This is a genomic window from Paenibacillus luteus (assembly GCF_006542765.1).
Classification (GTDB): domain Bacteria; phylum Bacillota; class Bacilli; order Paenibacillales; family Paenibacillaceae; genus Pristimantibacillus; species Pristimantibacillus luteus.
This window is the reverse complement of sequence record NZ_SKCD01000022.1, coordinates 137,646-162,500: the sequence shown is the minus strand read 5'-3', so window position 1 is coordinate 162,500 and position 24,855 is coordinate 137,646. Positions and strand designations below refer to the sequence as shown.

The following is a 24,855-nucleotide window of genomic DNA, read 5'->3' as shown; positions in this document are numbered from 1 at the left end:
TGGTTATTGTATCCTACCAATGTCGCCAAATTTCTAATTTTAATGTTGGATGAATACGACTATTTAGAAGATAATACAGAGCTTTGTAGCTTTTAAGCTTACGTATACGTACTGGAAATGAGATAAGTATAGTGAATGGAGCGTGTTTCTATTGAATATTAAATTGTTTTGCGAAGGTATTATGCTTGAACCTGCTGCTGCGCAGCAATTGTATGCGTACCGTATGGAGGAAGTGACATATGAAGCACATAAACACCACTTCTATGCGGACTACGGATCCTTCTTTGAAAGTGTAAAGCAAACGACGAGCTATCGACAATTGTTACTCTATTTATTTGTCAGGTTTGGGGTAGATGCCTATGAGGAATACCGAATACGAGGGATTAGCGATGAAATCTACTTTGATACCTTCTCTGACATTCACATTTGGTGTACGGTCTGTATGAGTAATTATGGTGAATATGGAATCGAAGAATATAACTGGCTTCAGGAGCATGTTCAGCTTCGCTTGTTCAGACTCGGAAGGCTGCAATTCCAGCCAATTGCCTTTGACCGTGACTTAGCAGTAAATGACCGGAAAATAGCTAAAAACCAAATCGTGTTTAATATACATATCCCATCTGGAGAGCCGCTAACGACTCAAGGCGTGGAGAGGTCATTTGAACTTGCTAGAGCTTTTTTTAGAGGGATATCACCGGTGTATGTTTGTCATTCATGGCTGCTTTACCCGAAGCTGGGTGAGGTTTTGAGCGCTGGTTCGAATATTTTGCAATTTCAAAAATACTTCCACATTTATGAAATAGACGTTGAATCAAGGGAAGCCGAGCAAAGAATATTCAATAAGGTAAATGCCAATCCATCCGAATATGATGAGCAAACAAGCTTGCAGCGCAGCGCTAAAGCTTATCTGGTAGCGGGTCATCGACTCGGAAGCGGGTATGGTATCTTGCTGTAATGGCATAAAGATCACCATCTCGAATGATGGGTTCGATTAGTGTCATGAAATCGTCCCCGCGCCGTACAGCTTTCGGTACGTTTCTGGCGTCATGCCTTCCTTCCGACGAAATGTGGCTACGAAATGGCTCGCATCGCGGAAGCCGACCGCTTCGCCAATGCGGCGTACCGTCCAGTCAGGCCGAGAAGGAAGCCATTCCTTGGCTTTTCGAATCCTTAGCTGAATCAAGTAAGCATAGGCCGTCTGGCCAAACAGCTCCCGAAACTTCTCGTTCAACTGCCTCTCGCCGATGTTAAGCAAGGAGGCCATCTCTATAAGTCCGATGCCGGGATCCGCGAACTCTACTTCGAGCCAGTCCAACAGCCGTTGAACGCGCTCCAGCCGTTTTGTCATGGATGGCCGGTTGTCCGTTCTGGCATCGGTTCGCAGCAGCGTGAGGAATCTATACAAATCCGATGAAAATTGCCATCCCGACGGGTCGCCTCCAGACTCGGCGGTCGCTAGCATGTCTGCTAGTAACTTTGTTATTTGGTCATTGCCAGATTCCCATTGGAAGCGCTCCGCTATGTTCCATCCGAATGATTGGACGAAGCTCGCTGCCATGCTCCCGTGAAACGTAATAAATCCCGTATGCCAAAAACCGTTTTTTGCTTCGTACCGATGAGGAGTTCCTGTAGTTAGCAGTACTCCCGAGCATTCCGTCATTTTCCAGACTTGTCCGTTAGTCGAAAGCTCTCCCTCGCCAGCCAGCGTTTGAAGCCAGTGGAAATAGGGGTAGCCATTTGGTCGTTCCATCATCTCTTGCTTGGGACTGACTCCAATCGATTCGAGCTGCAGAGGCAGCAATTCCGCAGGAGTAGGCGGAACGATACGTTTTTTCATAGTAAACCTCCGTATTCTTATATGTCTTTTCTGTATTTTTATATGGGACCTTATAATATTAAGTATTACAATGAAGAAGTATACTGCTGTTTTATCATACAAATCGTGGAGTGACAAGAGAATTAACATGAGTATAAAGATAAAGGGCTATACCGTTTTAAGTACACGCACCTAATTAAGAAAGGATGATCAAGATGAAAATCAGCACAAAAGAAAGCGATTTGAAACAAGTCGTCGGGCGTGTGGCGGAGTACACGTTCGGTATGGACCTTACTTGGGATTGGCCGGGCGGAGTTGCCTACTACGGCGTTAGCCGGGCGTATGAAGTGACAGGGGAGCAAGCCTATCTGGATCGGATGATCGCTTGGGTGGACGAATACATCGAAGCGGGACTGCCTGTTTGGACGGTCAATACATGCGCGATGGGGCATATGCTGCTCACCTTGTACGAGCAGACGAAGGACGAGCGGTATGCGGAGCTTATTTTTAGCAAGATCGATTACTTGGAGAACAAAGCACTGCGTTTTGGCGATCGGGTGCTTCAGCATACGGTGTCTTCCAAAAACGATTTCCCTGAGCAGTGCTGGGCGGATACGTTGTTCATGGCGGCGTATTTCATGCTGCGCGCGGGCATCATGTTTGACAAAAAACATCTCGTTGAAGACGCTTTGCATCAATTTTATTGGCATATCAACTACTTGCAGGACGAGAACGACGGGCTGTGGTACCACGGCTACAATCATATCAAGAAGGACCACATGTCCGGCATGTATTGGGCGCGGGCCAACGCTTGGGCTGCCTATACGATGTCCAGAGCAGCCAAAATATTGCCGGAAGCCTATCTATATCCTCCAATGATGCATATTTGGAGTTCATTGCGCGATCAGCTAGGTGCGATCAAAAAGCTGCAGAAGGAAGAAGGTCTCTGGGGCACCGTGCTTGATTATCCAGAAGCCTATGGCGAAGTATCAGCTACGGCGGGCATCGCGGCGGCAATGGTCACGCATGGTAACCCGCTGCATGGGAAGCACGTGCAGAAAGCTCTTGATGGCGTATTAGCAAACATCGCAGACAACGGCCGCGTCAAGAACGTATCGGGAGGTACCGCCGTTATGAATGACATCGCTGGCTACCTCGGCATCGACCGGAAATGGGCGCAGGGCTGGGGGCAGGGGCTTGGACTTGCTTTCTTGGCTTCGGTAATCGATGATATTAAACAAAAGCCAGATGAGACTTAAAGATCGATCGGTTGTCGTATTGCGAGCAGCTTCCAGCAGGAACAGCAGCAGTGAAGAGTATACACAGTTGCCAAATCTATGCTAAGTGCAGTGCGTTGTGAAGCAAACGAGTTAAATTGAAATCATACACCGTTAATTGTGGGCAAGACCTACATTAACGGTCTTTTTTTACTTTAATTTTAACGGAGATGAGTAATGCGATAACGGTAACCAAGAACAAATACTAATACTAATCAGTGAAATGAAATGAAAAAGTTACAATAAAAGTTAGCTTTGTGCAATAGGATCTAATCAATCACTAGATAACCCGTCCAAGCACTCGTCTACATTTTTGACCATACGAATATATTTGAAGAGTAAGGGCTGGATGTAGATTGAAGGAGGAATGGAGCAAATGGAGAGATTTTCTACCACTGCAAATATACATATTGGAAGCACGCCAAGCAGGCAAAGGGTGGATGACTTTATCGGTTTTATCCGTGAAGTAAATGAACTTCTTCAAAAAGAAGAAGATCTTTCTCCTGCTAATCAGCAGGTGACGAACATGATTGCACGCCTTTCGCAGCAACTGCGCGCCGACTACTCGCCCGAGGAGGTCAAGGCTGTTCTAAGCCATGATTATATGGTCATGAACCAGCGAAGGCTGCAGGATAATCTGTCAATAGCCGAATTTCAAGTAGAGCTGGCCGATTCTCAACCGGTTTGCGGGGCTGGGGATTCCGTTCTGGATATCGTTGCACGGTTGCCTTACTGGCATATATATATGGCCTTGGTTAGCGAGGAGTTTTCCACGCTGCGTCAGTTGATTCGGCAAGATGGTCAGATAGAGAAATCGCCAATTGTATTTATTGGAAGCGGGCCGATGCCGCTAAGTCCGATTATTCTTCACCTATTCGGTGAGGTGGAGGTTGTCTGCCTTGAGATTGACCCAGATGCTTATGAGGCGTCCTGCTCCTTCCTCGAAAAAGTGGGTTTAAGGACGAAGGTAAATGTCATTCTAGAGAATGGAGCAGCTTTCGATTATAGCTTGTATAACCAAATATTTGTAGCGAGTCTCGTCAGAAATAAACGGGCAGTGCTCGAGCAAATTAGTCGTACTTCCTCAGATCCTCTGGTGGCTGTTCGCACAGCTGAGGGGATGAGGCAAATCATGTATGAAGCGATTGATGAATCGCAGTTGAATAAGCAGGGGTGGCGGATAATAGGACGCACTTCCCCTGATGGCAATCTGGTCATCAATTCGACTTTATTTCTGGATCGCTTCGCTGCCCTTACAATAGTGGAATAATAAAGGAATCACCATCATGTTAGTGATGTTGATGGTGCTAGGCGGCCCAGCTTGACGAGGTCAGAAATTATTAGGAAGATGAGGATAACAGCTTTACAGTTTACAACCGACAATACGAAAATAGCGTCACAGGCTCTTACAGCTGCGGCGCTATTTTGAGTAATTGGTTAGCTGCTGATATCTTCCCTATTGCAATACTCGCTATGAGGATGGAGAGAATAAGTTTGTTTCTATTTTCGTTGAATAAGAAATCGAAAGTACTTGAACAACGGGCTGAAAAGTATAAGATAGAGATAATGCATATGACAACGATTTAATTATTCGACTTGTGAAAAACAAACTTTTTATGACATCCTATTTAAAGTAAGCGAAGCTAAGCGTGAAGAACATACAGGTAAAGGAGAGTCGGCCATGAGGATGAATCCCTATGATGTTAATAGAGGTCATGGTGAGGTGGAAGCAAAATGAGGCGCAGCGAACAGACTATTTTTGTGAGTGAATATCGGCTTATTTTGGAAGCGGTTACTGACCGGATGATTCCTGATGATGAATGGCCATCAGGGACGGCTGGAGGAGTGCTGACTTACTTGGAACGACGTTTCGCCGAGGATGCAGCTACATGGACGAATGTCATAGAACCTGGACTTCGCGCATTGGATGCAGCAGCAATCACTTTCTTTGGGCAACCATTCTTGACATTATCGACTCATGAGAAAGATAGCTTGCTCCACGAGGTCGAGAAGGATTCCGTTAAAGACTGGCCGATCTCGCCGAAACAATTTTTTGACACGCTGCTAAGCTTGGTCATTGAAGGTTATTATGGAAGTCCTGAAGCAGGTGGGAATCGTGGGGGAAAGTCATGGGAAATGATCGGATTTCGTCCAGGCCCTGTTCCTGAGAGCAGCGAGTCGGCTCCTGAAATCGATTTGCCGCAGAAGACCTTCGATCAGCTTCGAGACCAGTATGATGTCATTATCATAGGAGCTGGGGCAGGCGGCTCTGTAGCTGCAGCGGTATTAGCTGAAGCAGGACTTCACGTTCTTGTTGTTGAGCGTGGAAGCTGGCTCCCATACAGCCAGATAGGCAATGATCATTTGCGCAATCATCGTTTTAGCAAGTATGGACATAACACGGGCCCAGAGCTGACAGGAAACCCGCGTACGATTGTATTGGCAGGTGGAGATGAGCGGATTACCGCGCCGATGGAAGGCGATTATCATAATAATGCTATGACGTTGGGCGGAGGAACTCGGATTTATGGAGCGCAGGCATGGCGGTTTCATCCGGATGATTTCCGAATGGCTACTCGTTATGGGATACCGGAGGGGAGCTCGCTGAGTGATTGGCCATTTGGTTATGACGAGCTCGAGCCTTATTATGCACGGGCTGAGTGGGAAGTTGGTGTCTCCGGTGATGGGAAAGCCCATTCTGGGCGTGGAAAGCGGAAACGCTCCTACCCGATGCCAGCGTTGTCGCGTACGCTTGAAGCAGAACGCCTCGCAAGGGGAGCAGAGAAGCTTGGATGGGAGGTCGGTTCAGTGCCTCTACTCATCAACTCCATTGAACGGGATGGCCGACCAGCCTGTGGACGGTGCGGCCAGTGTGTCGGATTTGCCTGCCCAACCAATAGCAAGAATGGCGGACACAATACGATGATGGTAAGGGCTATCGCTACAGGTAACTGTGATCTGATCTGCGATACAACGGTGGAGCGCATCGATACCGAGAGAGGAAGGCATGCCACTGGCGTTCGTCTTGTACAGCAATTGGGTGGCTCCATCCAGCGACATCAAGTGCGGGCAGGTCATGTTGTGGTTGCAGCGGGAGCTATCGAAAGCGCACGTCTCCTACTCAACTCCGCAACGGATTCGGATCCGAATGGGTTAGGCAATCAGAATGGACAAGTAGGCAGAAGCCTTCAAGGCCATGTCTATTCGGGTGCTTACGGCCTCTTTGATGATCCGATTCAAGATGGCCTCGGTCCGGGCGTTAGTATTGCGACCTTCCGCTTCGACCATAGTAATGAAGGCGGTATTATCGGGGGAGGTTTGCTGGCCAACGAGTTCACTCGGCTGCCGCTCTTGCATTGGTATCGAGCGCTTGCACCAGGTGCCCCGCGTTGGGGCAGCGATGGCAAGGCAACGATGCGCGAGAGTTACTTGCGTACCAGCCAAATTCAAGGGCCGATTCAAGAAATACCGAGTCCAGAGTCAAGAGTTCGGTTGTCTAGGACGGTCAAAGATCGTTTCGGTATGCCAGTAGCTCAGTTGTCCGGAAGCGTGCATCCCGAGTCGCTTCGCGCTGCTTCCGTACTGGGAGAGCAAGCGGAGAAGTGGCTTTGGGCCGCAGGAGCCCGTGAGGTGTGGCGAACCCAACCAGGTGCAGGGCTTAGTGGCGGACAGCACCAGGCAGGCACACTACGGATGGGTAATGATCCGGCAACATCTGTTACTGATCCATCAGGCCGCGTGCATGGATACGATAATCTTTGGGTGAGCGACGGCTCTGTGCATGTGACGAATGGGGGGGTTAACCCGGTGTTAACGATTCTTGCCTTAGCTTTCCGTACAGCAGAAAACCTAGTGAAACAAGGCTAGTGAAGGGAAAGGATAGCATTCAAAAAAATAAACCATTAAAAGTCGACCCCATGGTCGGCTTTTGTGCATTTTTTTCAGATCATGAGATGACGGACGCGTTTATATTGCAGGAACTGGCGGATTTCGCGGTGGTGAACCTTTGGACATCTACCAAACCGAGATTTGCATGGAGATGGGAATTCTCTTAACAGAGCGAAAGTTTACAAAAAAAAGACTACTCCCCTTTTAGATCAAGGGGGTAGTCTAGTTCGGGTAAGGTTTAGCAAGATTGAATATAGTCACGAATTACTTATTATACTTCTTTAACGACTTTCAACTTCACTGCTGCCTTGCTGTCTTCTACAGATGGCTGATCCGCACGTTTGATGAAGAAGGAAAGCAGCATCCCGACGACACCAATTCCTACGATAACGAGATAGGCGTCGTTAATACCGGAGATGGAAGCTGCAGTAACCATTTGTGCTTGTGTTGCTCCCTCGGTTCCACCTGATGCCATTAGCTCTTTCATATGAGTTGTCGTACGGCTTGTCATAATGGTTACGAGCAATGAGGTGCCTACAGCCCCTGCTACTTGTTTAATAGTATTGGAGATGGCCGTACCATGTGCATTAAGTCTAGCAGGCAGCTGATTCAAACCAGCTGTTGTGATTGGCATAAGAAGCATGGCCATACCGAAACGACGGCCTGTAGACATGAGAACCAGATAGGAATAGCTGGTTGTGTCCGTTAAGTTAATGAAGCCTAAGGTAGTGATGATCGTAATCGCCATCCCAATGATGGACAGCCATTTGGCTCCGAACTTATCGAACAGCTTTCCTGTGATCGGCATCATAATTCCCATAAGCAATGAACCTGGGAACATCAATAATCCGGATTCCAGCGCTGTAAAGCCACGGGCATTTTGCAAATATAGCGGAAGCAGCATCATATCCGCGTACATCACCATGGTCACGGCGATATTAATGACGGTGGTTAGGGAAAACATGCTGTATTTGAAGGCACGGAGATCCAGAAGCGGAGTATCCAATTTCAGCTGCCTCCAAGTAAATAGGACAAGCGAAAGGATTCCCACCGTAATAAACGTGATAACCTCAGCGCTTGACCAGCCTAAGCTGCCGGCTCGGCTGAAGCCGTACATCACAGCTCCGAATCCAACAGTGGAGAGGATGACACTTAGGACGTCAATTTTTGCATGAATCCTCTCTGACACATTTCTTAGATAAATAAAGCCACAAATGATTACAATAACGACTAACGGAATCATGCCGTAAAACATCGTTTCCCATTTGTAATTTTCCAATATATAACCGGCAAGCGTTGGCCCGATGGCTGGGGCGAAAATAATAGCGAACCCAACCATGCCCATCGCGGCTCCCCGTTTATTGGGAGGAAAGAGCGTTAATATAACGGTCATAAGCAGTGGCATAATGATGCCTGCGCCGGCTGCCTGAATCAAACGACCAGTCAACAAGACAGGAAAGCTTGATGCGAGCGCTGACACGATCGTACCTGCCAGAAAGATAAACATTGACGTTTGAAAAAGCTCACGCGTAGTAAATCGCTGCATTAAATAGGCTGTGATTGGAATCAAGACTCCATTTACCAACATATAACCTGTAGTCAACCACTGAGCCGTTGCAGCCGAAATGTTAAAATCAACCATTAATTCGGGGGTAGCAACGCTCATGACGGTTTGATTCAGCGTCGCAAGAAAGGCACCTAAAATCATAATGAACAAGATCGGTCCTTTTTTTAACGAACTGCTGTTTTCTGCTAAACTTTTATTCAACCTACTCCATCCTTTCAATTCTTCTCTGTGTGTGTACTTAATTTACACTGTGTTATATAATGAACAATGTATAAATTAGATTATAGGCAGAATTGATCGGTTTACAAGCGACAGTATTTGCGAATAGTGTAAAGTACTTTACAACTAAAGTATTATTGTTGTTTAACTTGAAGATGTTCTACGATATTGTAAAAAGTGTAGTCTGGAGTTTGAAAGGAGAAGGATATGGAGAATGGAACGCCGCGAACAGATCCTCGGATCGTGCGTACGCGACAATTGCTTAGAGACGCTTTTATTGAACTGCTGCAGGAAATAGATATCGAGAAAATTTCGGTAAATCGCCTCGCAGAGCGAGCTACCATCAACCGTGTTACTTTTTATCTGCATTATCGGGATATTCCGGATATGCTGGAGAAGATGGCAGATGATATGATTGAGGACATTCAGCAGGTTTTGGACAATACTCCGCTTCATCTGAATCCGGATTCGAAAGAAGAAGAATCTTGGCCGATGCTCGTGAATTTGCTTGAGCATCTTTCCAAGCATGCGAAATTTTACAAAGTCATCCTCGCGACGCATCGAACGACGATCTTTTCTGACCGGCTGTTAAAGCTGCTTACGGGACTTGTTACCGAACGAATAGAAAGAAGAGATATCGAATTACACCGTTCAACTTTAAACATTCAGAAGGACATTGCCATTTGGTATGGATCTTCGGCTTTGATCGGCACGATCATCGCGTGGCTTCGCAATGATATGCCCTATACGCCGCTATATCTTGCCAAACAATTTGTATTGCTCCGGTCAACGTCAGCGAAAACCATAAATCTTAATAAGTAGGAGGGCTTTAGCATGCCGTCAGTGGCCTTTCACCGCGAACCTATGTTGCCTTTCTTGGAAGCAAAGCAATGCAAAAGAAGTGATCTTGCTTATCATAAGCATTTTCATGCGGAATATTCGATTGGCTTGATTGATAAAGGAGCAACGAATGCTTGGTGCGATGGAAAGCTGCTTCAGGTTGAAGAGGGCAGATTGATCAGTTTTCCACCCTCCATGCTGCATGCTTGTCAGCCTCAAGACGATACGGCTTGGGAATACAAGATGCTGTATATCAAGCCTGAATGGTTTCAAGACCTTGAGCAGCGAGAGATGGATCAGCTTTATATCCCATACTTATTAGAAGAGGGTAAAAATAAAGCATGTCGTTTGCATTTAAACCGAACAATGGAGGCAATTGCTAGAAAAGGTACTCCGCTCGAGATTGAAACAGCATTAATTGATCTCGTACAAGCGCTTGTTAGTCAGCATAGCTCCGATCTTGAGCATGAAGCTTCATGCAAACAGGATCAGAAATATGTCAAAGGCATCAGAGAATATCTGCATGAGCATTTTGCCGAGCAAGTTACATTAGAGACTCTGGAGAACGAAACAGATATCAGCAGGTTTCATCTCGTAAGGCTATTTAAGAAATGGAATCATCTTCCTCCTCATGCTTATCAAATCCTGCTAAGAATCAATCATGCAAAGACAGAACTGGCTAAGCAAAGACCCATTGCCGATATTGCGGCAGAGGTAGGATTTTATGACCAAAGCCACTTTGCGAAAGCTTTCTTTAAAATAGTGGGGACAACCCCGCAAAAATATGCGTTAATGATTTGAAATTGAGCAATATTTTACAATACCGATTCCTCTCCTGCTTGTAAACTAGGTTTACTTGAAAGAAGGAGAGATAGAGCTATGCATCTGAAATCTGATTTGGAAACACAATTTACTGCTGCACTTAAATCAATCGCTCGTCGTAGTGATCTGAAGTCCTATGTGGAGAATACACCGCAGCTAAAGGGGATGCTCCAGCTAGCGGCTGCGCGATATGTGGCAGGTGAAATGCGTCAAGATGGACTTGAAGCAGCACAGAAGCTTGATGCTAAAGGTTACGCGACATCTCTTGAATATATTGGGGAAAATACAACCGATGTATCTGAATGTGAGGCAGCAGTTGCGGAGCTGCTCGCTTTAATTCATGAAGTTGGCCAGAACGGGGCCTCAGGGCGAGTATCCTTCGATCTGTCGCATATCGGGCTTCTGCTGGATACCGAGCTTGCTTATTCATATCTAATGAAACTTGCTGAGCAAGCACAGAAGGTTGATGTTGAGCTTTTCATTAGTATGGAAGAATCCTCCAAGACGGAGCGCATACTCTCTACCTATAAACGAGCGGTTTACATCTATCCAAATATTGGCATCACGCTACAAGCACAGCTAAAAAGAACACCGGAGGATTTGGCTGCACTACAAGGCACGCCGAGTCGAATCCGTTTGGTAAAAGGAGCCTATCAGGAACCGGATGACTGTATGATTCCTCGTTCTTCTGAACTTAATAAACGATATGTTGAACTTGTTGAAAGCTCCCTTCGTCATGGGCATCGCATATCAATTGCCACTCATGATGAGCATATGATTGAAGAGCTCCTTGAACAGGACTGGTTGTTAAACGCGGGTGTAGAGTTCGAAATGCTGTATGGCATACGCCCGGACCTAAGCAGCAGGCTGAAAGCGGCGGGGAATCCGGTACGGATTTATTTAACTTATGGACATGAATGGTATTTATATTTGTGTCATCGCATTGCCGAGTACCCTCCAAATCTTTTCCAAGCGGTAATAGACACAGTGAGCAATGAAGCAGTAGAGTCTGTGCAGGCTTATCTTTGATTATCCGCTATATAAATTGAACGAGAATAAATAGTAACTTGGTAATGACCTCACTTTGAAGAGTAAGCGAAGCGAGAAGATCGTTCTGGAGAGGCTTTAGTTCCACATATATAATTCATATCCATTCATAATTACCATCCAGAAAAATGGATGAAAGCAATCAGGTTTGCTATCATCTTAAGCTTGTTATATAGAGAGGTAATTTGTTTAACTGTGCCAAAATCAACAACTGCACCATGATCTGTTCATTATTACGCTTTGGAAATCGGTTAACATACGAAGGACAAGCTTCGTGTTGCTTAACATACAAAAGCGCTTTCATTTGCTGATTGAGAATGTTTTTGGTGTTGCTTTATACTATAGAAGCATAAACGGACCGGCTTGTCACAGGTGGTGGATTATAGACGAACCGATAACCGATTACGGCTTATCTATATGAAAGAATGAGCGCATAAACAGATATCGTCAATCAGAGAGGATGAATGAAATGGGTAGATTGTCAGGTAAAGTGGCTATTATTACTGGGGCAGCTAGCGGCATGGGACTTGCTGGAGCGCAGTTATTTGCCAAAGAAGGTGCAAAGGTCGTTGCAACGGATGTTGTGGAAGAAGCGCTGCAAGAGCGGGTGAATGCCATTGTGGCTGATGGAGGAGACGCGATAGCTTTGAAGCTCGATGTATCCAGTCCCGAGTCGTGGACAGCGGTGATAGAAGCAACGATTGCGAAATATGGGAAAATCGATATTCTCATCAATAATGCAGGGATTCACATTGCCAAAGGCGTGCTGGAAGCCGAGCTAGCGGATTGGGAAAAGGTCATGTCGATTAACAGCACGGGCGTATGGCTGGGCATGAAGTCCGTTATCCCCTATATGCAGCAAAATGGTCAGGGCTCGATTGTGAATACTTCATCTATAGCAGCAATCATCGGCGGTATCGCAGATGCTCAGGGCGCAGCTTACAGCGCATCCAAAGGGTCTGTCCGTTCACTGACTAAACATACGGCGCAGTGGTTCGCCAAAGACAACATTCGCGTCAACTCGGTTCATCCGGGTGCGGTGTTCACGGGAATGGTCGAGAAAGCGGGAATCAAATCCCAGGTTGAAATGGGCGAGCATTACAAGAATTTGGCTCCCCTTCCTCCTCACGCTGGCGAATCGATGGATATTGCGTATGCATATTTGTTCCTAGCTTCGGATGAATCCAAGTTTATCACAGGCATCGAGCTGCCTGTTGACGGCGGCTGGATCAGCAACTAAATATTCTAATCCCATAAGAAAGGGTCTGGCGCATGCCAGGCTCTTTCTTCTTGTATGCTTGCAGAAGAAGTCTGATTTAAGATGAAGTTTGGGGGTTATCCTGAGTTTAGATTCGAATGATACATTTCGTTGGAGCGGTTCATGCGCGTTAGTTCGAGCAATTGCTCCGCCATATAAGTAGAGCTATATTTAAATTTGCCCTGCACCCATTCCGTAATCAGACCGAGAACCGCATTAGCCTGGTAGCAGGCAAGCAGTTCCTTGTCGATCATGGGATTGGGAGAGGTGTTCGTTACATCGTCCAAATACAGGCTTTTCAGTGTTTGATATACCGTATTTCGAAAGTCCTGTAGTATACTCGTGCTTACCAATAAAATATAGACGGTCGCGTAAGCATGTACATGGTCAAAAATTTTGATGGCAGACGCGCTCAGGCTCTGGATATCAAAATCCTGATGCTGCAGATAAGGATACCGGTAGGCCTGAATTAGATCCGTCAATACGTCAGCTAATATATCCTCAAGCAGTTCTTCCTTGAAAGTATAGTGTTTATAAAAGGTACCACGATTCAAATCAGCTGATTTCACGATATCCGTAATTGAAATATCAGAGAATGGTTTGCGTGGCATCCACTCGAGCAAAGCCTGCTTTAGAGCTGTTCTCGATTTATGGACTCTGCGATCGACAGAGAGTGATTTTAGCATGGATATCCTCCTTTATTTTTGAAGTAGGATGAAGGTTCAGAGGAGACGCAAAGAAACCATTAGGTAACTCTGTCCTTATTATACTACGTGAAGAATTGGGAGGATACCTTGGAACGCCATACTAACAGTAGTGAATATAGAAGCCGCAAACGCCCTTTCATCAAGTCACTATACGTTCCTTTGGGTGATGATTTAGGCTAAGGGTGGACAATCGAACTGGGAAGTTAACGGGATGATTTTTCGTTTGAGGAAAGTACATGATAAAGCAGCATGGAAAACAATTTTCGCATCGAACGGATGCCAATTTTGTTCATGATATTTGCCAGATGATTTTTGACCGTTTTTTCACTGATTACACATTTCTCAGAAATTTCTCGATTAGACAAACCTTGTACAACGGATAGGATGAGAATTTCAGTCTCGCGCTGCGTAAGGCGATAAAGGGTTGAAAAATCTTGCATGGCAGGATCCAATCTTCGAATTAGGAAATCATGCAATGCTACATTGTCTATGCCATAATGATTCATGAATTGCTCAATATGGGATGCTTTCTTGTTTTCATATGAGAGTTTCACCTACTCATGCTTACTATCAAGGAGTAATCGAATGGAGAAAAATATACTTGAGATTAAGAGGAAACCGCCTAATACGTTCCATAATATCAATAACATTTCTACAAGTCTCCCTTGAAGTTTTATTCTCATCTGCAGAAAGTAATCCTTTTGACACTTAAGACACAAGGGAAGTTTTGATTGAAATGGTTCGAAATGCTTATATTATCCGATATCCTTCATTATAAATAATGATAAAAACTTATTCTAGATGAAGAAACTCACTTGAAAGTTGGTTATTTCGTCATTTTTCGACTTTTTACCCTTGTTTGTATGACTTAAGTCATGTTTATGGTAAAATACGGGGTAAATCTATCATTCCATGCGAGGGCATAATTATGGATGCACAATTAAATAATAAAATGAAGCATCTCTTGTTCGTCATTGTCATCGGAGCGACGGTCTGTCTATTGTTCCATACAGCTAAGCTTTCTGCGTGGCTAATCCTGCTATTATTCGGATATGTGTCAGTTGTCTTCATTCGAGATTACATCTTGAAGGTCAATTTGCAGGGAATGGCGGGGCTCCTATTTTTATCATTTCAACTAGCATTGGCGACTGCCCTATCGATCGGATCAGAAAGCTTTTTTGCCCAAATCTACATTTTGGTGCTCGTTGGAGAATTTAGTTTTCATCACAGCAGAAACCATTCGATTATCTTTACGATGATGAGCTATATTAGTTGTGTACTGGGCCTTTATATTTATCGTCAGTTCCCACCCTTTAATGAAATCGTTTATATTTTGCCTCGAATCATTGAATACTTTGCCATTTTTGGGGTAAGCCAACTCGCGAAAATTGCTTTTCAGCAAAAAAATCAGTTAGCTATAGACAATGAACAACTGCGAATCGCATCCATTGCTTTAGAAAAGAAAACACAATTACAAGAACGCACCAGAATTTCACGTGAAATTCACGATTCGGTAGGACATACGCTTACCTCAGCATTAACCGGCTTGCAAACAGCAGCACATGCCATCGAGAAAAATCATTATTCCATTGCGAAAGAGATGATTGATCGAACGAAAGACTATATTCTCAGTGGCTTGGATGATGTTCGAAGCTCCGTACATTTGTTGCATGAAAATATTTTAGATGAACCGTTCATACCCGAACTTATCAAGTTGATCGACGATACGAAGAAGCAGACACGAGTGGAAATTGCGTACGAAATAGACCCCATTATGCCTGATCTGCTGCCCATGATTGAGTTGACGATTTATCGGGCATTGCAAGAGGGGCTGACTAATGGCATTCGGCACGGTTCTAGCACCTATTTTCACTTCTCGTTGACTTATCGAGATGAGTGCATCAGATTTATTTTATCCGATAATGGCAAACCTCCCGCTCAATTTGTTTTGGGTTTTGGTTTGAAAGCGATGAATGAGCGAGTAAAGGAAGTTGGCGGAGAATTAATGATTTTGAACAAAGGTTCTTCTGAAGGAGTAACTTTGGACATTAGAATACCTTTTCAGACGAAAAAGACAGAACGGAGTGAGCAAATTGTCTAAAAGAACTATTTTAATTGCCGACGATCAGCCCTTAATTCGAGACGGTTTGGCTGCCATTCTAAGTATGGAGGAAGAATACACGGTAGTGGCTACAGCGGGGGACGGTTTGGCAACGTTAGCGCAAGTTCGATTGCACCGTCCAGAGCTTATCTTGATGGACATCCACATGCCAAAGCTTGATGGCTTGGAAGCAACCAAACTTATCAAAACGGAATTTCCTGATATCAAAGTGCTGATTTTGACAACTTTCGAGGATGAAGAGTACATATGGGAAGCGATACGTCACGGAGCTAGCGGTTTTTTGGTCAAAGGGGTTGAGACGAAGAAACTTTTCTCCACGGTTCAGGACTGTTTAGAGGGAAGAATTAATTATCCCAATCGCATTCAGAACCGTCTCGTTCAAGCTCTTCATTCATCAGAGCAGTACGAACAACGATCATCCAAAGATACATTCGAACAAGGCTCGGAGCAACAGACGGATGACAAACTGGATGGCTTGTCCATACAGGAACGAAACATTGTAAGCAAACTGAAACAAGGAAAGTCTAATCAAGCGATCGCCTCAGAATTATTCTTAACGACCGGTACTGTAAAAAATTATTTAAGCACAATTTACAAAAAACTGAACGTTTCTAGCAGAACTGAAGCCATCGCTTATCTTCATGACGCGATTCCCTAATCCTTTCAATGAAAGATGGACAGGTAAATAACCTATCCTTTCATTGTAAAGGATTTTTTTTGTACGCCAACGCTGCCTTCGTTTATATTCCGTTTAAAAACGCGAGTTAGGATGATTACATCATCTAATAATGGAGGAATTGGAATGGATCGTGTTTATAAGAAGAGCAAAGAGCCGAACAATGGCGATTTGGCGGTAGAAGCGAGTGGGCTCGTTAAAACGTTCGGTCATTTTAAAGCGGTAGACGGTGTGGATCTGAACGTGCGAGCCGGTACGATTTACGGGGTGCTGGGTCCAAATGGAGCGGGCAAGACTACAACGATTAGAATGCTGGCGACCTTGCTGCGAGCGGATTCAGGTTCGGCACGGATTTTTGGGCATGATGTGGTGAAGGAGTCGCAAATTGTACGTCAATTAATTGGAGTGACTGGTCAGTATGCATCGGTAGACGAGTCGCTTAGCGCAACTGAAAATCTGATTATTTTCTCAAGACTGCTGGGACTGGGACGCGCAGAAGCTCGGCGAAAGGCTGGTGAGCTGCTTGAGGAATTTGGTTTGACGGAGGCGGCGAAGCGGCCGCTCAAAAACTTCTCCGGCGGCATGCGCCGTAGGCTTGATCTGGCAGCGAGCCTGATTGCGCAGCCACCGCTGCTTTTCCTGGATGAACCGACAACGGGGCTGGACCCACGGACGCGTGCACAAATGTGGGATACGATTCGCCGGCTTGTAAAGACGGGATCGACTGTGCTGCTAACCACGCAGTATCTCGAAGAAGCAGATCAATTGGCAGACCGGATCGCAGTCATCGATCATGGCCGAGTTGTGGCTGAAGGCACACTGGATGAGCTGAAAGCTTCAGTAGGCACTTCTTCGTTGCAATTAAAAGTTCAACACGAAGAGGATTTCACTATCGCCCGTAGGACGGTTGAGCAGGTGCTTGGCATTCAGTTAATGGTGTCGCATGATGCAGGGAAGATTACTGCACCACTCGTCAATGTCGACCTGGTGACGGATGTTCTTAACGCACTTCGCCAAGCGGGGGTCCATTTAGCCGAGATGAGTGTGCAGAAGCCGACCCTTGATGAGGTGTTTCTTACCATTACAGGTCACGGCGTTACGGAAGAAGCGTCAAGGGCTTCCACTGAAACGAAGAAAGCAGAGGTGGCAAGAGTATGAGCACAACTTCAATGAAACCAGGCGCCGCTCGCGAGCTGAAAAACCATACCAGCTTGGGTCAGACGATACGAAATTCGCTAACAATGGCCTATCGAGGTCTGTTGAAAATACGGCGCACGCCAGAGCAGCTATTTGACGTAACGCTTCAGCCGATTATTTTCACATTGATGTTTACCTATATCTTTGGCGGAGCGATCTCCGGTGATGTGGCAAGTTATTTGCCCGTTATTATTCCGGGTATTCTCGTGCAGACGGTCATTACCACTTCAATTGTTACTGGAGTCCAGTTGCGTGAAGATATGGATAAAGGTGTATTTGACCGATTCAAGTCACTGCCTATTGCGCGTATTGCTCCGCTTGCGGGAGCTTTGCTTGCCGACACCGTTCGGTATACGATAGCGACGGCCCTTACATTTACGATGGGCTATATCATGGGTTACCGGCCGGAAGGCGGCCTGGAGCATGTTGCTCTTGCAGGCGTCCTGGTCATTGTATGCGCTTGGGCGATCAGCTGGATCTTTGCGTTCTTTGGTGTTATTGCACGCACGGCTTCAAGTGTTCAGGGCATATCGATGCTCGTGCTTTTTCCGCTAACGTTTCTCTCCAATGCTTTCGTGCCAGTTGATACGATGCCTAAATGGCTGCAATGGTTTGTTGACATTAACCCAGTCTCGCATCTCGTATCGGCGGTTCGCGATCTTGCTAACGCAGGTACGGTAGGGTGGGATCTTGGCATCTCGCTAATCGGCGCGGCGGTCATAGTGGCGATCTTTGCACCCATCACGGTACGCGCTTATATGCGCCGGACGTAGCATTGCTAATATTAGACGAACGTTTATATTCAGAAAAAAAGCTGATCTACGGAGTAAAATCCGGGATCAGCTTTTTTGAATGGGGAGGACACAGGTTTCAGTGGGTTTGGATTTAGCAGCTAGATTGATGATACCAGTGATCATTTTTTAGTGATATACTTCCTATTGAAAACCGGATTGCGAAAAGTAGAATTATAGGGCTTTATAAAAGAAGGCGCTCCCATGGAGCAAATGAAAATAGCGGCATTTGGGGGATAGAAGCATGAGGCGAAATAAAAACTGGTTTGCAAATTTAAGTATCCGCTATAAGCTGTTTGCCTCGTATGTGCTTGTCATCATGATTCCATTTATGCTTCTTCTCATTATCCATATTAACTTAACCCAGCACGAGAATAAGGAAACCGCGGTATATGCGTCACATAAGATGCTTGACGAATCCAAATCCTATTTGGAGTATAAGGCACAGGCGATAACGGAAGTGCTTAATTTTATTGGATTCAATTCACTGGTACAGGTGGGAGTTACAGCCGATTCTTTGCAATACGAGGATGTTAACCTCTGGCATCAAGATGCGCTCCAATTGTCGCGATTAATTAACCAATTCCGTTATAACGATGATATCGATACCATTCAAATATACATGAGGCAGGGCCTTGCGGGAGCGACCGAGAGTACCGAGTTTTTGGATATTAGCAAGGTGGAGTTCATGACATGGTTTCAGGATTTCTCCGCTTCGAAATCGGTTTTTGCATGGCTTCCTTCGACGTTATTAGAAGAGGAAGCGGACCCAAGAGAGCTGACGGTTCTGCGCAAAGTGCCGAATGCTCACAACATTCAACAGTTTGACGGCATCGTGCGGGCACGCGTGAAACCGAGTGCCATGCAATCCGTGTTGGATCATGCCATTTTGTTTCCCCATGCAGCTTCACTCTTGTTCAATGATCGAGGGGATGTTCTAAGCCAATCCGAGCAGTTCCCCTATGAGACAGATTTGGTGAAAGATCTGCGTGATTTGTTTTTTCAAACGGATAATGGAGACAACTATTTCGAAGACAACTATCGGATGGAGGGGAAACGATATCTATTGGGCATAATGGCCATTCCCAATACCGATATGAAACTAGCGCTAATTGTTCCTTACTCGGATATATCACTTTCCAGCACGAAAGCTCGCAATCGGATTGTCACAATTTTTCTGTTAGTTGTGCCCTTTATGCTTCCATTGTCATTTTTTGTAGCGGCAACGGCAACGAAGCGAATTCGGCGCTTGATTGTTCATGTCCGTAAAGTGAAGCATGGTCAATTCCAGATTGCACTTCTTCCCGCGAGTGAAGATGAGATAGGCGAGTTAACGCATAACTTCAATGTGATGGTGCAAAATATTTCGGGCTTAATGGATGAAACGTACACGTTAGGCCGAGAAGTGAAAAATAAGGAGCTATTGGCGCTGCAGGCCCAAATCAACCCTCACTTCTTGTATAATACGCTTGAACTTATCAATGTCATGGCAATTGAATCAGGCTCCAAAGATATAAAGCAGGTGGTTGATGAATTGGCCATATTTTATAAGCTGAGTTTGTCTAACGGCAAAGAATTTGTGACGCTTGAGAGCGAGCTGCAGCATATCGAAGCTTATGTTCGGATACAGAATATGCGATTCGGAAATCCCATTCAATTGGAGCTCGAAGTTTCGCGGGAGCTTTTCTTGTGTGAGCTGCCCAAAATCCTTTTGCAGCCTCTCGTGGAAAATGCGATTTTGCACGGTATTTTGGAGAAGGAAAACGAAGAAGGTACGATCCGGGTATCCGCATGGACGGAGAAAGGCGATGTTATCATTGAAGTGTTTGATGATGGCGTCGGTATGGATGAAGAAAAACAGAGTGCAATATTAACAGGACAAAACGTAAGCAGTAAAGGCGGGGGCTATGGAGTGCGAAATATCAATGAACGTTTGCAGCTGTCATATGGACCTTTGTATGGTTTGAAATATGAAAGCACACTCGGCCATGGCACAAAGGTGCTCCTGCGAGTCCCAATCAGGAAAATATAGAGCTATTCGGATGAGGTTAAAGTGAACAAAGGCAGATGGAATAAGGAGGAATTGCGTTGGCTTTCGTAAAAAGAAGCATGTTTTTTTTGAGCATGCTTGCGCTCATCTTGACAGCATGTTCCAATCATAATCCTCAGTCGGAGTTCAAAGCTGGGACCCGGAAATATGCCACAGAAGTAAAAATTACTGGATATTTAATTGGTGAAGTTCCGAAAGGTATGCCCAGTGTGCTGCGAGAGCTTAATCAAAAGCTGAAACAGGACATCAATGCGACTCTCGAGTTGAATTACATCGGATGGGGAGACCTCGCGACGAAATATCCTTTTGTGCTATCCTCTGGAAAAGAGATCGATTTTATCTTCGCGGCGGATTGGGCCTATTATATTTCGGAAGCAGCAAAAGGAGCTTTCCTGCCGCTAGATCCGGATTTGCTTAGAAAGCATATGCCTTTGCATATGGAGAATATGCCGCAAGAAGCTTTACAAGCATCTTACGTGAATGGAATACCCTATATGATTCCAACTTCCACGCCTGACAGGAAAGTCAGTATGGCCCTTTTCCGTAAAGACGTGATGGAGCAGGCGGGTATGACCGAGATTACGAAGTTTTCTGAAATCGAGCCTTATTTGGCAGCGGCAAAAAAGATGAGTCCGGACATGATCCCACTTCATCTGGATTCGCAATTCGAACTGCCTTTTCCGTATTTGTATTTAATGTCTGAGAAGCTAGCCATGAGAGGAGCCCCTATTGACTCTGGAGATCCAATGGCACAAGGAATAACAGCAGACAACGAGGACCCCGCTGGTAAAATAATCAGCATGATAGATGAGCCTGTTCTCAGCATTCAGAAGTTTGCGGCCAGCATAATGAAAGACTGGTACGATAAAGGTTATGTTAATCGCAATCCATTCTCGAACAAAGTGCGCTCCAAAGATATTTTCTGTGAGGGGCTGTCAGGTGTTGCATTTGGTAATTCCAATGATATGGTTTCAGTGTTTGATGCTTGTGAGCGGAAGGGAATCGATGTCTATCCATTTCCTTTATTGTTTCCATCCGGTAAGGTTACACAGACAAGCTGGCTGAACAACGGTGTTGCCATTGCTGCTAATTCTAAAAATCCGGAGCGTACAATGGAAGCACTTGATTTAATAATGGAAGATCCCGATTATGTGAATCTGGCTTATTATGGCATGGAAGGAATGCACTATAAATTGACAGCTGAAGGGGCAATTGCGCGTCTTGAATCATCCCTGTCTGGTGAAAACAGCTACCCTGTGGATGCTTCCGGCTTTTGGTTCGTAAATAAAGATCGTTTAAAGCTGATGTCGACGTGGACGGATTCCTACATCAAGCTTCAAGATCAAATAAATGATTATTTGGAGCCAACCACCTATTTAGGCTTTTCGTTTAATCCGAGGGAGGTGAAAGCAGAAGTTGCTGCCATAAAGGCGGCTTCGACTCTTTATGCACAGCCTATCTATATCGGTGCAGTGGATGATATCGACGCCTCATTTGAATTGTTAAAGGGCAAGTTGAAAGCTGCGGGTATTGATAAAGTGAAGCGGGAGGTTGAGAAGCAGGCGGCGGAATTTCTGGCGAGCCAATAAGCATATTTATTCTAATCCATTGAAGCCTGCCTGGCGTATTTCGTCAGAACAGGCTTCTTTTTTAAAAATATAGGAAAGCATACCACTTCGCTATCCCTTCTCTACATTTCTCGGAATGTAACGCGCTGCGCCGCTAATCTACGGAGACAGTCGTTTCACCTTGGTTATGACTAATTTTTAATTAGCGACCAATCATCCACTTTCACCCAATTATTCGCATTTGCAACCGAGTAAACCCCTATTTGGGCCGAACCGTTCGTTACCAAAATATTGGAGATAGTTATCTGCGTCCAACTGCCGATCGAGCTGTTGATGGCATAATTTTTCTCTGTGCCTCCGTAGTTTTTTACAAAAATCTGTGCGATGGTTTGTCCGCCGCTGCTTTGTACCCAAACCTTTAATGTATAAGTGCCGTTCGGAAGATTGTTTACAGTTTGGTAGCGGCTGGCGCTGTAGGCTGAAGCAGCGTATTGCTGACCCGCCCATCTGCCCGTATGCCCTCCAGTTACATTGCTATTTGGATCTTCGGTTGTATTCTTCCAAGTGGACCAGCCAGCCAATGCAATCTGAGAGACGCGGTCCGCTTCATAACTTGGATTTAACGCAAAGTTATTGGCGCTTCCTATGCTCCATGTTCCCGCTGCCGCATCCAAATTAAATTGACTTAAGGATTGAAGCGTCGGTGTTGTTCCGTTAAAGGATAGAGGCATCCACTGATTGTATCCGATCCCATTGCCAGCGAAATTACTCCATCGATCCCCAGCAAACAAGATCGTCGTTCCACTAGAGCCTTGAACCGGTATCATCATCCCTGTTTGCGTAACATGAGAGAAATCGTTGTCTGTGCCAGGCATGACCTGTTCTGCTGAATAAGGGCCGAATAAGCTCGTAGAGGTCATGTAGTAGGAATGGGAGGCATTCCAGCCATGCAGATCAGAGGAACAAAAATAATAAACGCCATTGTATTTGAACATAACGTTGCCTTCGCGCCCGCCTATGGTGCTTCTATATATCCTCGTTGCCGGCTCGACATTCAAATAGTCCGAAGAGCGAAGCGGTGCAACGTACAAATTATTGCGTCCGCTGGTATTGCTGAATACTAAGTAAGCTTTGCCGTCGTCATCAATAAAAACAGTCTGATCTCCAGACATATTATTCACAACGTTCGTAATGGCGGTTTGTACATGATGAAAGGAAAATGGTCCGGTAGGTGTACTGCTGGTTGCGAATGCTATTCCACTTCCTTCAGGACCCACATACTGAGTGATTAATACATATTGATTCGTGTTGCTATTGTAAGCGACACCGAGCCTGCCGAGCCAATCGGCATCCCACGTTGATCCATTGGTAGCCCCATTTATTACATTTCCCTCGAAGGTCCAATTAACCAAGTCTGTTGAGGAATAGCAGGTAACCGAATTAAAGCTTGTATCGCTGTTTTTGGAGGTTGGATTATTATAGTAGGTTACAGCTCCGTTATATTTAACCCCATACCAGTAATACGTATTTCCTACCTTTAAAATTCCTCCGCCTTGGGAATAGATCGGATTATTCGAGGTATCCTTCCAGAACACATCGTTTGTGATGGTTTGACTTGCCGCGCTTGTTGTCTTTGCACCCAAGAAAAAAACAGCAGTAAAAAGAAGAAAAAAGCCATTCATCAGCATGAAGATCCGGTAACCGGTTTTCATTTACAACATCCTCTCAAATTGGAATCGCGGACACGCTATTGACCGTTATGGTAATACATTTCCTCCATTCCTGAGTAATATAGCTGCTTAAAGAGATGGTGCAGAATTATTATAGAGCGCTTACATACAAGGTGATAAGGCTATAATCTTAACATTTTCTTTCAAAAGTTATGATTCATAAGGGGGATCATGTAATAAACGTTTCTAAAGTTTTCAAAGATTATCATAACTTTTGATCGTATCGAGAGATTCTTGAATTTATTAGGATAGAGAGGTAGACAACAGCAGAATGAAACGAAACGGAAGGTGATGAAGTTGAACACGAACGTCCAAAAGGGAGATTTGACGAAGCCTCTTCAAAAGAAAAAAACGTGGGGCCTTATCAAAGATTTGAGCTCCAACAGGGTGCTGTATCTCATGTTTGCGCCAATAGCGATCTATTTTATTATTTTTTCCTATATCCCGATGACGGGGATCGTCATGGCATTTCAATCTTATACCGTCAAAGGTGGACTATTCTCAAGTCCTTGGGTAGGGCTCGATAACTTCCAATATTTCTTTAACTCAGGCAAGGCTTGGATCGTTACACGAAATACGATCGTTTATAACATCATTTTTCTTGGCTGCTACACGCTTTTCTCGATTGCAGCGGCGGTGTTTATATCTGAGATTCAGAAGAAGTGGTACAAAAAATTATCTCAGACCTTAATGTTTTTGCCTTATTTTATTTCATGGGTAACCGTATCGGCATTTGTATACAATTTCTTGAATTATGAATATGGCATTGTAAATAAAATTTTAGAGCATTTCCACATGGAAGCGCTAGATATCTATTCGAACTCAGGCTATTGGTATGTGATACTTCCGTTCATGTACGTATGGAAGTGGGTAGGCTACGGCAGCGTACTCTACTTGGCGGCAATCGTAGGCATCGATCAGGAAATCTATGAGGCTGCTACCATCGACGGCGCTACCCGATTCCAGAAGATTACCCGAATCACGCTTCCGCTGCTCAAGCCTACTATGGTCATTTTGCTTCTGCTTGGCTTGGGACGGATTATGCGAGGAGAATTTGATATGTTCTATCAATTGATCGGCAACAACGGTCTTCTTATGGATGCTACGGATATCATTGATACACTCGCTTTCCGATCGTTGATGGGGACGGCAGACTTTGGGATGGCTTCTTCTGTAGGCTTATACCAATCGGTACTTACGTTAATTATTATTTTGACAGCGAATTGGCTTGTCCGCAAATATGACAGAGATCAGGCATTGTTTTAAACGTTCAATTCTAA

At 45.0% G+C, this 24,855-nt stretch carries 20 protein-coding genes; 15 read left to right on the top strand and 5 right to left on the bottom strand.

What is annotated here, in order from left to right; genetic code table 11:
- Positions 1–151: 151 nt before the first annotated feature.
- Positions 152–955 carry an acyltransferase domain-containing protein gene (locus E0496_RS17445; RefSeq protein WP_141503047.1) on the top strand — a complete coding sequence of 268 codons (804 nt, stop codon included), beginning with the start codon at positions 152–154 and terminating at the stop codon, positions 953–955.
- Between the two features lie 42 nt (positions 956–997).
- On the opposite strand, the gene E0496_RS17440 is transcribed toward E0496_RS17445, so the two are convergent.
- Positions 998–1,837 carry an AraC family transcriptional regulator gene (locus E0496_RS17440; RefSeq protein WP_141503046.1) on the bottom strand — a complete coding sequence of 280 codons (840 nt, stop codon included), beginning with the start codon at positions 1,835–1,837 and terminating at the stop codon, positions 998–1,000.
- Between the two features lie 194 nt (positions 1,838–2,031).
- Between E0496_RS17440 and E0496_RS17435 the strand changes: the two genes are divergently transcribed.
- From E0496_RS17435 to E0496_RS17425, 3 genes are all read left to right on the top strand, one after another.
- Complete coding sequence (locus E0496_RS17435; RefSeq protein ID WP_141503045.1) at positions 2,032–3,075, top strand: glycoside hydrolase family 88/105 protein; 1,044 nt, start codon at positions 2,032–2,034, stop codon at positions 3,073–3,075.
- Positions 3,076–3,469: 394 nt separating this feature from the next.
- Positions 3,470–4,363, top strand: coding sequence for a nicotianamine synthase family protein (locus E0496_RS17430; RefSeq protein WP_161601458.1), 894 nt, complete (start codon positions 3,470–3,472; stop codon positions 4,361–4,363).
- A gap of 464 nt (positions 4,364–4,827) precedes the next feature.
- Positions 4,828–6,960, top strand: coding sequence for a GMC family oxidoreductase (locus E0496_RS17425; protein WP_141503043.1), 2,133 nt, complete (start codon positions 4,828–4,830; stop codon positions 6,958–6,960).
- A gap of 292 nt (positions 6,961–7,252) precedes the next feature.
- Here E0496_RS17425 and E0496_RS17420 read toward each other — a convergent pair whose 3' ends face one another.
- The gene (locus E0496_RS17420; RefSeq protein WP_141503330.1) at positions 7,253–8,689 is read right to left on the bottom strand and encodes a DHA2 family efflux MFS transporter permease subunit; all 1,437 of its coding nucleotides are present in this window, start codon (positions 8,687–8,689) and stop codon (positions 7,253–7,255) included.
- 285 nt (positions 8,690–8,974) lie between these two features.
- Between E0496_RS17420 and E0496_RS17415 the strand changes: the two genes are divergently transcribed.
- The 4 genes from E0496_RS17415 (at position 8,975) to E0496_RS17400 (ending at position 12,716) form a co-directional block, all read left to right on the top strand.
- Positions 8,975–9,589, top strand: coding sequence for a TetR/AcrR family transcriptional regulator (locus tag E0496_RS17415; protein ID WP_141503042.1), 615 nt, complete (start codon positions 8,975–8,977; stop codon positions 9,587–9,589).
- Positions 9,590–9,601: 12 nt separating this feature from the next.
- Positions 9,602–10,408, top strand: a complete 807-nt coding sequence (locus E0496_RS17410) for an AraC family transcriptional regulator (RefSeq protein WP_141503041.1) — start codon at positions 9,602–9,604, stop codon at positions 10,406–10,408.
- A 78-nt stretch (positions 10,409–10,486) separates the two neighbouring features.
- A complete protein-coding gene (locus E0496_RS17405) occupies positions 10,487–11,458 on the top strand; it encodes a proline dehydrogenase family protein (RefSeq protein WP_141503040.1) in 972 nt (323 codons plus the stop codon).
- 487 nt (positions 11,459–11,945) lie between these two features.
- Entirely contained in the window at positions 11,946–12,716 is a 771-nt protein-coding gene (locus tag E0496_RS17400) for an SDR family NAD(P)-dependent oxidoreductase (RefSeq protein ID WP_141503039.1), read from the top strand.
- A gap of 95 nt (positions 12,717–12,811) precedes the next feature.
- Here E0496_RS17400 and E0496_RS17395 read toward each other — a convergent pair whose 3' ends face one another.
- Positions 12,812–13,420 carry a TetR/AcrR family transcriptional regulator gene (locus tag E0496_RS17395; protein ID WP_141503038.1) on the bottom strand — a complete coding sequence of 203 codons (609 nt, stop codon included), beginning with the start codon at positions 13,418–13,420 and terminating at the stop codon, positions 12,812–12,814.
- A gap of 224 nt (positions 13,421–13,644) precedes the next feature.
- The gene (locus tag E0496_RS17390) at positions 13,645–13,881 is read right to left on the bottom strand and encodes a response regulator transcription factor (RefSeq protein ID WP_241674844.1); all 237 of its coding nucleotides are present in this window, start codon (positions 13,879–13,881) and stop codon (positions 13,645–13,647) included.
- A 488-nt stretch (positions 13,882–14,369) separates the two neighbouring features.
- On the opposite strand from E0496_RS17390, the gene E0496_RS17385 reads away from it, so the two are divergent.
- The 6 genes from E0496_RS17385 to E0496_RS17360 all read left to right on the top strand — a co-directional run bounded on the left by E0496_RS17385 (position 14,370) and on the right by E0496_RS17360 (position 21,866).
- Positions 14,370–15,542: a sensor histidine kinase gene (locus E0496_RS17385; RefSeq protein ID WP_141503037.1), complete on the top strand. Its 1,173-nt coding sequence runs from the start codon at positions 14,370–14,372 to the stop codon at positions 15,540–15,542.
- Positions 15,535–16,221 (top strand): response regulator transcription factor, encoded by a 687-nt coding sequence (locus E0496_RS17380; RefSeq protein WP_161601457.1) that lies wholly within the window; start codon positions 15,535–15,537, stop codon positions 16,219–16,221. Before E0496_RS17385 ends, E0496_RS17380 begins: the two co-directional genes overlap by 8 nt.
- A 144-nt stretch (positions 16,222–16,365) precedes the next feature.
- On the top strand, positions 16,366–17,397 hold the full coding sequence (locus tag E0496_RS17375) for an ATP-binding cassette domain-containing protein (protein WP_141503035.1): 1,032 nt from the start codon (positions 16,366–16,368) through the stop codon (positions 17,395–17,397).
- On the top strand, positions 17,394–18,209 hold the full coding sequence (locus E0496_RS17370) for an ABC transporter permease (RefSeq protein ID WP_141503034.1): 816 nt from the start codon (positions 17,394–17,396) through the stop codon (positions 18,207–18,209). Before E0496_RS17375 ends, E0496_RS17370 begins: the two co-directional genes overlap by 4 nt.
- Before the next feature lie 262 nt (positions 18,210–18,471).
- Positions 18,472–20,259 (top strand): cache domain-containing sensor histidine kinase, encoded by a 1,788-nt coding sequence (locus E0496_RS17365; protein ID WP_141503033.1) that lies wholly within the window; start codon positions 18,472–18,474, stop codon positions 20,257–20,259.
- 56 nt (positions 20,260–20,315) lie between these two features.
- On the top strand, positions 20,316–21,866 hold the full coding sequence (locus tag E0496_RS17360) for an ABC transporter substrate-binding protein (protein WP_241674843.1): 1,551 nt from the start codon (positions 20,316–20,318) through the stop codon (positions 21,864–21,866).
- Positions 21,867–22,036: 170 nt separating this feature from the next.
- Here the strand turns inward: E0496_RS17360 and E0496_RS17355 are convergent, their stop codons facing one another.
- Complete coding sequence (locus E0496_RS17355; protein ID WP_141503032.1) at positions 22,037–23,557, bottom strand: family 43 glycosylhydrolase; 1,521 nt, start codon at positions 23,555–23,557, stop codon at positions 22,037–22,039.
- A gap of 315 nt (positions 23,558–23,872) precedes the next feature.
- On the opposite strand from E0496_RS17355, the gene E0496_RS17350 reads away from it, so the two are divergent.
- Positions 23,873–24,841 carry an ABC transporter permease gene (locus tag E0496_RS17350; protein ID WP_421924107.1) on the top strand — a complete coding sequence of 323 codons (969 nt, stop codon included), beginning with the start codon at positions 23,873–23,875 and terminating at the stop codon, positions 24,839–24,841.
- The last annotated feature ends 14 nt before the right edge of the window (positions 24,842–24,855 follow it).